This window comes from Pseudomonas prosekii (assembly GCF_900105155.1).
Classification (GTDB): Bacteria; Pseudomonadota; Gammaproteobacteria; order Pseudomonadales; family Pseudomonadaceae; genus Aquipseudomonas; species Aquipseudomonas prosekii.
The window spans coordinates 4,813,061-4,826,247 of sequence record NZ_LT629762.1 but is presented as its reverse complement, the minus strand read 5'-3'; the positions used below and the strand labels follow the sequence as shown (position 1 = coordinate 4,826,247).

The window sequence follows — 13,187 nt, the reverse complement described above, 5'->3', positions numbered from 1 at the left end:
AAGCTCCTAGCATTGATACAGCAATTGCAGCTTTCGGTATCTCACTTGCGGATGAAGCAACACTCAATAGCCAAGCCACCATCAGGCATTGCCCGCGATTTCCAACTCGCCTGCGTGAAACTTAAAGGCCAGCAACACTAGCGGCAAATAAGCCAACAACAATCCCACCGCGCCATCGAGATATTGCATGACAACCAATATAGCCACCGGCACCAACCACAACATGTTAATGGCGGCTATTGCTACTGTGACCGCGCTATGGCTGCGGAATTTTCGCGAAGCGTACTGATATCCGTGACTGCGGTGAGCTTCATAGACTTTGTCCCCACGCAGCAGGCGCCGAATCAGGGTAAAGGTGGCATCTACAATGAAGACGCCCAGCAAAATCAGCCATGCCCACAGAAAAAGCGGATCAGTCCAGGCGGCATGAAGCGACAGCACCGCCAACACGATTCCCAGAAAACCACTTCCGGCATCGCCCATGAAGATCTTCGCGGGAGGGAAATTCCAGATAAGGAAACCGAGCACGGCCACTGTCATTACAAGCGGGGCGATAGCAAGGCTGGCATCGCCGGCGAGCCAATAGACCAGGCTGGCACCGACACAAGCACAAATCGCCTCGATGCTCGCTAGACCATCAATACCATCCATGAAATTGTAGAGATTCAGCATCCATACCAGATAGAAAGCCCCGAAGACATACCCAAACCACCCCAGACTGAATGTGTGACCGAACACATTGATCGGGGCCATCCCACCTATCCAGAATAATGCCCAGATGGCACCGCCGAAATGGGCAAGCAAACGCCAACGGGCGGCAATATGCCCATGGTCGTCAAGAAAACCGATGATGGCAATCCAGCCGCCGGCGCCAAGCAGCGCCAGGGCCATCGACCAGGAGATTGCATCTGTCCAGGCCAGGATCGGCAGTGCGATCAGGAAGCTCAAGACGATGGCGACACCTCCGCCCCGAGGGGTCGGTACCGAATGAGAACTGCGTGCATTGGGAACATCTATCAAACTGCGTGCCAAGGCATATTTACGTAAGGCACCGGTGCCCAAAAATGAAACACCAACCACTACAGCCAACAACCATATTGTGTTCAAAGTTCAACTTCCTGAAAACAGCCAAAATCAATTCTGCAATTGAACCAGCGCTGTCATTAGCCAGCTTAACGCTGCCTATCCTTGTAATAGTTGGCAGCCGATACAAGCGCCTCATCGACGCCGACCGGAGGAGTCCAGCCCAACAACTCACGAGTTTTGGCTATATCGACCTGCAACGAACCGCACAGCCGCTGCGACAGAGCCCGCTTGCCTAAAAGCTGCGCGCCTCGCTCCAGCAACACGCTCGGCACCGGCAACAAACGGGCAGGTTTACCCAGCGCTTGAGCCATCCGCGTCAACAACTGCGTCGTGGACAAATCTTCCCCGTCACTCACGAGGAACGTCTGATTCGCCGCAGCCGGATGACGGATGCAGGTTACGATCAGATCAGCCAGATTATCCAGTGCAACCAGGCTGCGCCGATTATGGATAGCCCCGAACGGCAGCGGAATGCCCTTGTCGAGCCAGCGCATCATGTTCAAAAAGTTGGCTCTTACACCCGGACCGTAAACGAGCACGGGACGGATGATCACCACTTCCATCCCGGACTCGCCTGCGATTTCACGCAACCCTTGCTCGGCTTCCATTTTCGAAATGCCGTACGGGTCGGCCGGCGCGGGGGTTGCGTCGGCAACATAAGGCTCATTGAGCGGTGTGCCTTCGCCATTCACCTTGATCGAACTGATGAATATGAAGCGACGAATGCCCAGGCCCGCGGCCTGTCGAGCGAGGCTCAGCGTGCCTTCGACATTTACCTTGCGGAACGCCTCCAGTGGATCGGCTTCGGTGTCATTCATGACATGGACACGCGCCGCACCATGAATGACAACGTCCGCCTGATTCAATGCCTGCGACCAATCGGTACCATCCTCGAGTCCGGCTACTTGAACGGTCGAAACGTGCGGCGGGCAGTCAGACAAGGCGTCCCCACGGATGGCTGCCACCGCTTGCAGATCGTCAGAGGCCGCTAACCGCCCCAATACCGCACGACCAACGAAGCCGGTAGCACCTGTCAATAAAACACGCATTTTCAAACCTCGACGCCGCTCAGGATTTCGACCAGACAGTACGATTGATGTAGTCGGTGTAGCTCAATACAACCCGCACTACCTGCTTTGATACCGGACCTGCCTGGTAATCCCGTACGACCGGAATGACGCGCTGAGTACGATCATGCTGACTGGTCACCACCCGCACGGCATCCAGCACACCGTCCACTTTCAGGCCGCTCATGATAAGCGTCCCTTCATCCATTCCCTCTGGACGCTCGTGCGCATTACGGATGGTAATGGCAGGCAGGTTCAGCAGAGAGGCCTCTTCAGTAATGGTGCCGCTATCAGACAAGACGCAAAACGCCGACATCTGCAGCTTGATGTAGTCCAGCAGGCCAAACGGCTTCGAGAAGTAAATCAACGGATGATCCAGCGATTCACCGATGGCTTCCAGACGCTTGCGAGTACGTGGATGCGTGGAAACGATAATCGGGAACTGGTAGTTGTCGGCCAGGGATCGCAGTGTTTTGAGCAGATCGCGAAGGTTTTCCGGCGTGTCGACGTTTTCTTCACGGTGTGCGCTGACGATGAAGAACTTGTCCTGCTCCAGGCCCTCGCGAACCAGTACGTCGGACGTGAGGATTTTCGGCATGTAGTAGTCGAGCACCTCCTCCATGTGCGAACCGGTCTTGATAATGGTCTCAGGACGAATCCCTTCGGCGATCAAGTAACGTCGGGCGTGCTCGGTAAGAACCATATTGATATCACTCAGGTGATCGAGCACCTTGCGATTCAGTTCTTCGGGCACGCGTTGATCAAAACAGCGATTGCCCGCTTCCATGTGGAATACCGGAATCTTGCGGCGCTTGGCGGCAATGATGGCAAGGCAAGTATTGGTATCACCGTAAAGTAGAAGCGCATCAGGCTTCTCGGTCTCAAATACCTCATCCGCTTTGGAAATCACTTCGGCGATGGTCTTTGCCGCCGTATCGCCGGCGGCGCCCAGGAAATAATCAGGCTTGCGAATGTCGAGTTCATCAAAAAATACCTGATTCAACTCGAAGTCATAGTTTTGACCCGAGTGAACCAGTACGTGATTAACTTGCTTATCAAGTTCAGCAATGACGCGGCTCATTTTGATAAGTTCTGGTCGCGTACCGACCAGCGTCATGACCTTAAGCATCAAGCTTCTCCTGAATGTATTCCAGATTCAAAAGAACTTTCTTCACGCCTTCAACATCGAGACGTTCAGTATTGTGCGAGGTGTAATCGTCCAGGTCGGAAATCTCCTGCTCGCCTTCAACAAAGAACTTCTTGTAGTTGAGATCACGATTGTCCGACGGGATGCGATAGTAACGCCCCATGTCTTCGGCCTTGGCCATCTCTTCGCGGGAGATCAGCGACTCGTAGAGTTTTTCACCGTGACGGGTGCCAATGACCTTGACAGCGTTATCGCGGGAGAACAGTTCCTTGAGTGCCTGCGCCAGGTCCGCAACGGTTGATGCCGGTGCTTTCTGAACGAAGATGTCGCCCTGCTCCGCATGCTCGAACGCGTGCAATACAAGGTCAACGGAATCTTCAAGCGACATCAGGAAGCGCGTCATGTTCGGATCGGTGACCGTCAGTGGCTCACCATTCTGCAGTTGATTGATGAACAGCGGAATCACGGAACCGCGCGATGCCATGACGTTACCGTAACGGGTTGCGCAGATTACAGGACCGTTTTCCGGGATCATTCGCGACTTGGCAACCATGAGCTTTTCAGCCATGGCCTTGGAAATACCCATGGCATTGATCGGATAAACAGCCTTGTCGGTACTCAGCACGACAACGCGCTTTACGCCGGATGCGATGGCCGCATTCAGAACGTTTTCGGTGCCCATGACGTTCGTACGCACAGCTTCCATCGGGTAGAACTCGCAGGAAGGCACTTGCTTCAATGCCGCCGCGTGAAAAATGTAATCAACGCCGACCATTGCCTGAGTCAGGCTATCGCGATCGCGCACATCACCGATATAGAACTTTACCTTGTCATTCGACAGGGCAATACGCATGTCTTCCTGCTTTTTCTCATCACGGCTGAATACGCGAATTTCTTTTACATCAGTATCAAGAAAGCGCTTCAACACCGTATGACCAAACGAACCTGTACCGCCCGTGATCATCAAAACTTTATTATCGAACATAGTAACCTTCCCAAACTTGATTGAATTTAATGATCAACGCAGCGCGCGCATCGATTTGACCAATTCCAACCATGAAGGTGGAACGTAACCGGTTGCAGACTGAAACTTTGATGAATTCAGCGAACGATCTATAGCAACATTACTGTCAGCGATGATATCGATTTCCTTTCCGTAGACTTCTGCCACCAGTTTCAGCAGAGACAGCTTGTCAATCGGTGCTACCGATACATGATAAAGGCCTTTGAGCCCTGGATTCGGTATCACGTAGTCGCGAATGACACGCGCCAATTCCACAGTCGGCAGTCCCGAGAAAATAGCCTTTTCGTAGCCTTTGACAGGCCCGTTCTGGGACAGGAACCAATCCACCAGAGAATACTGGCTTCCCAACTCATGACCAATAATGGAGGTCCTAAGGGTGACGGCGTTCGGTTCAGCGCGCAGCTCACCAATATACTTCGACTTACCGTAGAGGTCCTCCCCATCGGAGATATCCTCTTCAGTGTACAAACCCTTGCGGCCGGAAAACACGCAATCTGTACTGATATGAATCAGGCGAGCACCGGACAGTGCGCACAATTTGGCAATGCGATGCGGCAACATGGCATTGATAGGCAACGCTGAAAGGGGATCCTTGGCATCAGCCAGCTGCTTGATCAGTCCGACGCAGTTTATAACGACGTCCGGCTTGACCCGCGCCAGCACAGAAACCAGCGAGTCGTGGTCAAGCACGTCAACGTTACTGATTAGCGAACCATGGCTCTCTTCAGAAAAGTATTTTGCGCCACTCGGGTTGCGCAAAGTGCCCCACACTTCAAAGTGCGGGTTTCCATGGAATTGCCTGAACACCGTGCTACCCAGCATTCCGGTGACACCTAACACAAGAACCTTCATTTCGACATACCTTTCAATTCATTGATCCTGCTACTGAGAATTTCGACCAGGCGCTGGCTTTGCCGCTCCATTTCGAAATGCTCAAGGTAGTACGCTCGCCCTGACTGCCCCAACGATTCCCGTTCATCCGAACTCATGTGGAAAAATTGTTCGATGCTTTTTGCCATACCTTCGGCATCTTGCGCCGGACTCGTCAGACCAGCCCTTGCCTCTTGAATGACGCGAGCCCCCTCGCCATCCAGCGCGGCAATGATCGGCCTCCCTGCTGCCAGGTACGCCTGGACTTTACTGGGGATGGTATAGGAGAACGCCTCATCCTGCTTCAACGTCACCAACAATCCGGCGGCCCGATTGAAAAAATGTGGCATTTCGGTAACTGGAAAACGTCCGGCAAGAATAAGGTTTTCTAATCCGCGGGATTGCTTCTGACTTTCAATCCAGTTCGACATACTGCCGCTGCCGACCAGCACAATCCTGAGCCCGAATAAATGGCGAAGTTTGTCTGCCACGTCAACGAGGGTTTCGACCGACTGCGCAGTCCCCAGGTTTCCAGCGAAAACGAGACAGAAGTGATTATCGAGTTCTTCGAGTAGTGGCGCTGGAATCCGAGGCTCTTCAGTACTAGGCGCGAAATCCTGATAAGAGTTGGGGTAATACACAATTTTGCCAGCATCAGCGTATCGGGCAACCGGTTCACGAAAGGCCCTTGACTGAACGAGCAGCGTATCGACGAATGCGTAGATGCCCTTCACCATCCAGCCCACGACGTGCAACGCTGCCTTGTTCTTTATGAAGCCCGTTGCACTTAAGCTCTCTGGCCATAGATCCTGGACCCATACAGCCAAGTGGCTCTTGAGTTTCCACTTCAGATAGATCGCCGGGATGATCGAGGTAATCGGAGATGGCGCAAATACAAAGATCGCATCAAAACGATCAACTTTGACCGCACCCGGGTAAAACCTCAAACCGTTTACAATGAACGACAAATAATTCAACAGCAGATTTTTTGCGCCTGATGAACCACGAGGTCTAAGCGGTGCGCGACAAACACTGACCGAAGACTCGTAGTTTTCCTCCTGGTATCCAGAAGCACTGTAGCCGTCGAACACAACTCCATCCGGATAATTCGGTTTCCCGGTAAGAACTTTTACGACGTGTCCCTGAGCAGATAAATTCTTGACCAGATCATTAATAATAAAAGATTCTGGCCAAAAATATTGCGACACCACGAGAACTCTCATCTGTCCGCCACCTGTTTTTGGTGCTCGGCCAAGGCCAGCAACTCAAACCACGTTTTCCTTGAGGTGCTTTCCCAGTCAAACTTATCACTCTGCGCGACAGCTGCGACGGATAGCGTCTTCAACAGATCCGGACTTGTTAATGCCTTAGACAGGACTTCCCCTATATCCTTCGAATCAAATGGCGAAAAATAAAGTGCGGCGTCCGCTCCAAATTCCGGCATTGGCATGACATTAGAACAAATCATCGGCCTGCCAGAAGCGAGCGCCTCTAGAAGGATATTTGGGCAATTCTCGCAGGACGAGGCGAAGAGATTCAGATAGGCGTGGTGATACAGCGGAGGAAGGCTCTGATAGGGAATAGCGCCCAAGAGAAGCACCTGTTTTTCAAGGCCCAGCGTCGAAATCAGCGATTTGACGCGTTCTGCTTCCGGCAGGTTAGTTTCACCTACAAGTATCAATGGAAATCGTTGACGAAGCTCCTGAGGCAGTTTGGAAAAGGCGTTAACGACTTCAAAATGATGCTTGTAAACATCAAATCTTGACACATATAAAATGTATTCACCTACGGGCAAAAAATCAGGACGATCCGTGCTACCGCTATGAGTTCTAAATACCGAACCAATTCCGTGAGGTATGGTAACGGCATTTTTAACCTGGGTCAGCGACTCAATCACAGTTCGTGCATAGTTAGAGATAAAGATCGTCAAATCCGCTTTCGACATGCTCCTGAGCATAATGCGATTTAACAACCAATTTCTAAAGCGCTGCAGCCCGATCGGGATACTCTTACGCACGCGCAGATCAAATGGAATCATGTTTCGAAACATCGTCGCAACTTTGCAGCCTGCGGGCGCACGAGTTCCAACGACACCGCCGGGACAAAACAGGATGTCGGCTTTTTCAGCCTTCAAGATGCCGGGCAGCACCCACTTTTCCCAAAGAGCCCTCACAATCGGATTCTCTGTGGGCCAAGCGGGTTCGACTCGACGGATCCTCGGGTGGTCCGGCAACTTGAGTGACGCTGGGGCGAAAACGAGAATCTCAAGATCCTCGTTGACGGGTACGAACTGAAAAAGATTGATCAGATATGTCTGACCTCCACCAAGACGGGCAGAGAGCGCGTTGAAAACTATCTTCATAGAACACCTATTGCTCAATATAAATTAGCGACTATTTTTATCAAGCCAAGACTGGAACATCAGGATATTCCACAAATGAAGACCACGATCATATGTTCCATTCTGGTGCTGGAGCCATGCCGAGCGAATTTTCTGACAATCAAAATAGCCCTCTCTTTTGATTCGCTCTTCAGCCAGCAACTCCTCCGCCCATTCTCTGAGCGGGCCACGCAACCATTGCGCCAGCGGAATGGAGAAACCAGCCTTCGGTCTGTCGAAGAACGATGTAGGCACGTACCGTTTCAACAGCTCACGAAGCGGCCATTTCCCGACCCCATTTTTGATCAATTGGGATGAAGACAAAGAAAATGCCAGTTCCGCGACTCGATGATCGAGTAGCGGTGCTCGGGTTTCGAGACTCGCACTCATCGCACCGCGGTCCACTTTAACCAGCAAATCGTCAGGCAAGTACTGAGAGACGTCCCACCGACGCATTTCCTCAATATAGTCGTCCGCGGATTCCCAAGAGACAGCGCCCTGATCTTGACCGCTAATACCCAACACTACGTTGTCAGTTGGCTGCCACTGGGACATCAAACCGGTGTACATCTGCGCCAGATTTTCAGAGGCCAGCAGTTCGGACATTCTGTAGATTCGCCGGCCATTAACTTTAGTTCGTACGCTGCCCGGCAAAATAGAACAAACGTTGTCCCAACCTTTTGACGAAAGCGACCGAAGTGAATAAGCCATGATTCGGCGCGTTGGCAATGGCAGTTTTTCTATGCGTGCCCACAGTCCGGCAGTAATTTGATAACGGGGATATCCAGCGAAAAGCTCATCGCCGCCGTCTCCGGACAACGCAACCGATACATGCTGCTTTGTCATCCTGGAGACCAGAATAGTAGGGATCTGAGATGAGTCGGCAAAAGGCTCGTCGTATATTTCCGGCAAATGCGGAATGATCGAAACAGCGTCATCTGCGCTCAGGTAAAACTCAGTGTGATTAGTCCCCAAGTGCTTGGCGATAGCCTTCGCGTAAGGAGCCTCATCGAATTCAGGCTCATTGAAGCCAATCGTATAGGTGTTGATGCTTGCAGTGCTTTGCGACTGCATCAGCGAGACGACCAGGCTTGAATCCACACCTCCAGACAGAAATGCGCCGAGCGGAACATCTGCAATCATTTGCGACTTTACAGCGGCCGAAAGTCTTTCACCAACAATGTCGACCACTTCCTTATCGGAAGTATGGAATAACTCATCCCTTAATGCACTGGATTTCGGTAGCGACCAGTATGAAACAGGTGTATGCACGGAAGAAAGAGAGTCAACATTCAAATAATGCGCTGGCTCTAATTTCTTGATGCCTTCATAAATTGATTCGGGGGCAGGAACGTAGCCATACCTGACAAACTTTGCCAGTGCATGCCGATCAATACGGAGGTCGCCGCCGAATGCGGCCTTGACCGCCTTCAATTCGGAAGAGAACACGAAGCGGTTACCGACAATACCGTAATAGAGAGGCTTTTCCCCCATCCGGTCACGGGCCAATGTAATTGTTTTGCTAACCTTATCCCAGACAGCGAAAGCAAACATGCCTACCAAATGTTCGAGCGTTGTCTGTACGCCCCACGCCTCGATGGCAGCCAAAAGCACTTCCGTGTCAGAGTGCCCACGCCAAATACGTGTTGACCCAGACTTAATCAGCTTTTGGCGCAACTCATTAAAATTATAAATTTCGCCATTGAAAACGATAACGAATCGTTCATTATCGGACACCATTGGCTGGCTGCCATGTACCGAAAGTTCCAAAATAGAAAGCCGCCGGTGACCCAGCGAAACTCCATTATCGGCATCTGACCAAACTGCTCCGTCATCGGGCCCGCGATGTATCAGCGCATCCACCATCTTGCCAACGGCAACGGCGCCCTGCTGATCCAATTTCCACCCGACAACTCCCGCAATTCCGCACATACCTACGCTCTCACTCCAGTGAAAATATTTAGACTCACTTCAAAACCCGAACGAGTTTCATCGCGAAGAATAATCCTAATGACATCACATAAAAAACCAACGAATTTAGCAAGTATATTTCGCCATACCAAATCCAGTGCATGACCGATGCTGCACAAAGCATATATAGAAAAATCCGCAAGAAGTCATCATTACGGCAGCGTGAGTCGATCAACCGTAAGAAGCAGACGCTGATGAATCCATTGAGGAAAACACCGAACAAACCAAAGTTCTCGAAAGCAACGCCAGCGACATGAATCCCGCCTAGCCCGGTAATGTAGTACCAGAGGGCCGGGTTATCCACCATGATGGGCTTTTCTATCCCAAAAGCCGAATAGATTGGGGATGGCGCCAGCGAAAGAAACATATCGAGATAAGTTTGACCATACCGCAGATGCTCTCCATCCCAGAAGCTGGTCAATTGCTGAACAAGCGGCAAGATGATTGCGTTCCAGGAGTTAAACAAAAAATACTGAGTGATGTTATCCGACGTTAAATCCACGTCCATGCGACTCATCGAAACAAGCACGCCACTGACCAGGAGAAGCACCATGAACGTAGCAACAAGCAACAACGTTTTCAGCTTGATCAAATGGTTGTAACGGAACATCAAACCCAGGATGTAAGCCACAACCAATACGACAAAGTCCCGATCCCCTGTCATCGCGTTGGCGACACAGTAAGCCATGACCAGCACCGCGGACACGGTCAGCATCCGCCTGGAGGGATAGGCAAATGCGAGGGCGGTTATCGCAATAATTGAAAAAACCACCACCGATTCGATACCCGCGAACATTTGAAGCATCGCATCCGCACTAACGAGTCTGAAGGCAATGAAAAAAACGGACAGTGCAAGAAAGATCATACCACCTAGCTTGAAGTCCATCGGGGCAAAAAAAGTAGCGCGATCCGGTTTCAAATTTCCGGAAGGAACCAATAATGATAGCAAGTAGGCCAGGAGCCCGCCTGACACACCTAGAAACCAGACAAGCGAAAGTCTGAATACCAGCAGGTCATCCAGGTAAAAATCAAAATCCCCAATAGGCCAAAGCGTAATGGTGTCGCCCCACAGGCAGCTTATGAGCCCAAGGAAAGGCACTGAATAACAAACGGCGTACAGCGCAACCAGATATTTTTTTGATATCAGGCACAGGACGCATTGCACTATCAAAATCAGTAAACACATCGAAACCAGAAATATGACCATCAGCCTTAACCAACAAAAACAAAGCAACTGAACCACGAACCAGATTCAACACTGGCACCATTATCACGTACAACCATGAACCTAGCAGCCACGCGACTCACTCTGAACATTTTTTTCATTGGACCAACTTACGCCCACCCATGGTGGCAAGCACAACAATCTGGGCAATTAGGGCAGATACGAAGGACCTGAAAAGATCAATCGCCAGCATATCGCCTTTCAAACCCGAATATATCGTCGACGACAGATAAAAAATCGCGTAGACGCAACTTCCCAGAAATACAATTTTGGTCAAGTTCTTGCTATGCAGAATTTGAGTGACAATGGTGGTCGTTAGACCAATACCCCCCGCCAGCACAGCGTAAGTGAGCAGATTATTCTTGCTGCAAAAACTGTTACCAAGAAAACACAACCAATAGCTTTGCGACAAGATCATGAACAAAGGCAGGCAAATAGAAATCGACACGCCTAACATCAGATACAGTTTACTGGCGTTATTACCGCGCCCCGCCAGCCGTACAATGGCATAAGATGTAAGCGAACTTGGAAGCACTGTAACCAAAATATAAAAAAGGAAAAAGAGATTAAAATAACCAACCTCAGAAACATTTAAACTTGAACTGGCAAATATCATCAAGCAAACGATATGAACAGGCGCCCCCAAAAGCATGCTGCCAGCAATAGCCGGAGCCCCTGAACCAGAGAGCAGAGCCATCATCTTGCGAAAAGAGAAGGCCTCACTCCCACTCGTTTCTTCATGACTGAATCTGGATTTCTTTATCATCCAGAAACCGAAGGCGGGAGCGATCAAGGTGCAGAGCGCAAGTGTCAACACGACGCCCTCTATCTGACCGCCCACCTTCGCAATAGCAACGACCAGCAGTAACCCCAGCAGCCCATGAGCGGCCAACGCAACCACCCACCTTCCTGAGGTATTTAGAGAGAACATCAATCCGGTTATGGTCAGATTGCAGACACAAGCAAAACCGAGGGAAAATACGCCAACCATCAAGTAACCAGTGTTCGCTTCATAAGATGAAGCTGGCGCCGTAAACATTGAGAATACGATGACACAGAGCGCACCCACAACGATGCCGGCCCATGCCATGAGGCTCAAGGAAGTTTTGTAATTTACATTATCTGCATTCAGAACCGCATAGCGACTCAATGCCACGCTTAGGCATTCGCCCGCCACTGTCGCGATCCCTGTAATGATCGCGTAATGGTAGGAGAATACGCCATACAACTCGACCCCTAAAATTCGGGCCAGACTGAACAGCAGCACAAACATACATAGCTTGTTTGCCAGAACAGTGATTGCACAGATCTCTTTAATCACAAGAATTAACTTCTTGCGAAGAACGAAACGTACCAGTACGCCGCTTTCAACATACCCTCACCCACATTGAAAAGAGGCTTATAGCCCAGCAGGTCCTTCGCCTTATCAATGTTAGCCTGCGAATGCCTTACATCGCCGGCCCGGAAATCCCGGTAGACCATCGCGGACGTTGATTTGACATCAACACGGAACAAAGCGTCCTTGATACAAGCAAAAACCTGATTCAATGTTGTTCTGTCGCCTACGGCGACGTTATAAACATTGTTTTTTGCTTCTGGACTGGCGCAGGCAGCCAATATGTTGGCCTGCACCGCATTTTCTACAAAGCAGAAATCCCGACTCGTCTCACCATCACCATTAACGAAAACCTCCTCGTTATTGATCATGGCCGCAGTCCACTTAGGAATAACGGCTGCATAAGCGCCATTAGGATCCTGGCGCTTGCCGAAGACGTTAAAATACCGAAGCCCGATAGTATTGAATCCGTAGGTGCTGGAAAAAACCTCGGCGTACAATTCGTTTACATACTTGGTGACCGCATAAGGAGATAGCGGCTTTCCAATCACGCCTTCCACTTTTGGGAGTGCAGGATGGTCACCGTACGTAGAACTGGAAGCTGCGTAGGTAAAACTCTTCACCTGCGCGTCTTTCGCTGCGACCAGCATATTCAGAAAGCCATCGATATTGGTGCCGTTCGTGGTAATAGGATCATTGATCGACCGAGGGACTGACCCGAGTGCGGCCTGATGCAGAACGTAGTCCACTGGAATATCAGTGGACGCACTAAACGTCATCGCCTTCCTGCAGTCATCAATATTTCTGATATCACCGTTAACCAGTACAAATCGCGCCCACTGTTCAGGGCTCACTACCGATTGAACTTCATCGAGATTACGTTGATGGCCGGTTGCAAAATTATCGAGGCCGACAACCTGCTGATCCAATTGGAGCAGCGTTTCCAGCAGGTTGGAACCAATAAATCCGGCTACACCCGTGATCAACCAAACCTTTGGGGATTGTTGAATTTCAGCTTTGACTTTTTCGAAACGGATCATGTAATTCTCGACTTGGTATTTTTAGTCAGCAGTAACGAATC

Annotated in this window: 11 protein-coding genes; all 11 read right to left on the bottom strand. The window is 50.6% G+C overall.

Going from position 1 to position 13,187, the window contains the following annotated elements; genetic code table 11:
• Positions 1 to 81 precede the first annotated feature (81 nt).
• Positions 82 to 1,107: an MraY family glycosyltransferase gene (locus BLU01_RS21970; RefSeq protein ID WP_092279445.1), complete on the bottom strand. Its 1,026-nt coding sequence runs from the start codon at positions 1,105 to 1,107 to the stop codon at positions 82 to 84.
• Between the two features lie 65 nt (positions 1,108 to 1,172).
• Positions 1,173 to 2,135, bottom strand: a complete 963-nt coding sequence (locus BLU01_RS21965) for a UDP-glucose 4-epimerase family protein (RefSeq protein WP_408003123.1) — start codon at positions 2,133 to 2,135, stop codon at positions 1,173 to 1,175.
• A gap of 19 nt (positions 2,136 to 2,154) precedes the next feature.
• A complete protein-coding gene (wecB, locus tag BLU01_RS21960) occupies positions 2,155 to 3,282 on the bottom strand; it encodes a non-hydrolyzing UDP-N-acetylglucosamine 2-epimerase (RefSeq protein ID WP_092279441.1) in 1,128 nt (375 codons plus the stop codon).
• Positions 3,275 to 4,285: a nucleoside-diphosphate sugar epimerase/dehydratase gene (locus tag BLU01_RS21955; RefSeq protein ID WP_092279439.1), complete on the bottom strand. Its 1,011-nt coding sequence runs from the start codon at positions 4,283 to 4,285 to the stop codon at positions 3,275 to 3,277. The genes wecB and BLU01_RS21955 overlap by 8 nt, the downstream gene beginning before the upstream one ends.
• 33 nt (positions 4,286 to 4,318) lie before the next feature.
• A complete protein-coding gene (locus BLU01_RS21950; RefSeq protein WP_092279437.1) occupies positions 4,319 to 5,176 on the bottom strand; it encodes a dTDP-4-dehydrorhamnose reductase family protein in 858 nt (285 codons plus the stop codon).
• Positions 5,173 to 6,417 carry a glycosyltransferase family 4 protein gene (locus BLU01_RS21945; protein ID WP_092279435.1) on the bottom strand — a complete coding sequence of 415 codons (1,245 nt, stop codon included), beginning with the start codon at positions 6,415 to 6,417 and terminating at the stop codon, positions 5,173 to 5,175. The genes BLU01_RS21950 and BLU01_RS21945 overlap by 4 nt, the downstream gene beginning before the upstream one ends.
• Positions 6,414 to 7,556 (bottom strand): glycosyltransferase family 4 protein, encoded by a 1,143-nt coding sequence (locus tag BLU01_RS21940; RefSeq protein WP_092279433.1) that lies wholly within the window; start codon positions 7,554 to 7,556, stop codon positions 6,414 to 6,416. Before BLU01_RS21940 ends, BLU01_RS21945 begins: the two co-directional genes overlap by 4 nt.
• A 24-nt stretch (positions 7,557 to 7,580) precedes the next feature.
• Positions 7,581 to 9,506 carry an asparagine synthase (glutamine-hydrolyzing) gene (asnB, locus tag BLU01_RS21935; protein WP_092279431.1) on the bottom strand — a complete coding sequence of 642 codons (1,926 nt, stop codon included), beginning with the start codon at positions 9,504 to 9,506 and terminating at the stop codon, positions 7,581 to 7,583.
• Between the two features lie 34 nt (positions 9,507 to 9,540).
• A complete protein-coding gene (locus tag BLU01_RS21930; RefSeq protein WP_092279429.1) occupies positions 9,541 to 10,752 on the bottom strand; it encodes a hypothetical protein in 1,212 nt (403 codons plus the stop codon).
• A 115-nt stretch (positions 10,753 to 10,867) separates the two neighbouring features.
• Positions 10,868 to 12,091, bottom strand: coding sequence for an MATE family efflux transporter (locus tag BLU01_RS21925; protein WP_092279427.1), 1,224 nt, complete (start codon positions 12,089 to 12,091; stop codon positions 10,868 to 10,870).
• A 5-nt stretch (positions 12,092 to 12,096) separates the two neighbouring features.
• Positions 12,097 to 13,146 carry an NAD-dependent epimerase/dehydratase family protein gene (locus BLU01_RS21920; RefSeq protein WP_092279425.1) on the bottom strand — a complete coding sequence of 350 codons (1,050 nt, stop codon included), beginning with the start codon at positions 13,144 to 13,146 and terminating at the stop codon, positions 12,097 to 12,099.
• Positions 13,147 to 13,187 lie beyond the last annotated feature (41 nt).

Coding starts and splice junctions, on each gene's coding strand:
- BLU01_RS21920 (WP_092279425.1), bottom strand. CDS start 13,146: ATGATCCGTTTCGAAAAAGTCAAAGCTGAAATTCAACAATCCCCAAAG.
- BLU01_RS21945 (WP_092279435.1), bottom strand. CDS start 6,417: ATGAGAGTTCTCGTGGTGTCGCAATATTTTTGGCCAGAATCTTTTATT.
- BLU01_RS21955 (WP_092279439.1), bottom strand. CDS start 4,285: ATGTTCGATAATAAAGTTTTGATGATCACGGGCGGTACAGGTTCGTTT.
- wecB (WP_092279441.1), bottom strand. CDS start 3,282: ATGCTTAAGGTCATGACGCTGGTCGGTACGCGACCAGAACTTATCAAA.
- BLU01_RS21965 (WP_408003123.1), bottom strand. CDS start 2,135: ATGCGTGTTTTATTGACAGGTGCTACCGGCTTCGTTGGTCGTGCGGTA.
- BLU01_RS21950 (WP_092279437.1), bottom strand. CDS start 5,176: ATGAAGGTTCTTGTGTTAGGTGTCACCGGAATGCTGGGTAGCACGGTG.
- BLU01_RS21930 (WP_092279429.1), bottom strand. CDS start 10,752: ATGGTCATATTTCTGGTTTCGATGTGTTTACTGATTTTGATAGTGCAA.
- asnB (WP_092279431.1), bottom strand. CDS start 9,506: ATGTGCGGAATTGCGGGAGTTGTCGGGTGGAAATTGGATCAGCAGGGC.
- BLU01_RS21940 (WP_092279433.1), bottom strand. CDS start 7,556: ATGAAGATAGTTTTCAACGCGCTCTCTGCCCGTCTTGGTGGAGGTCAG.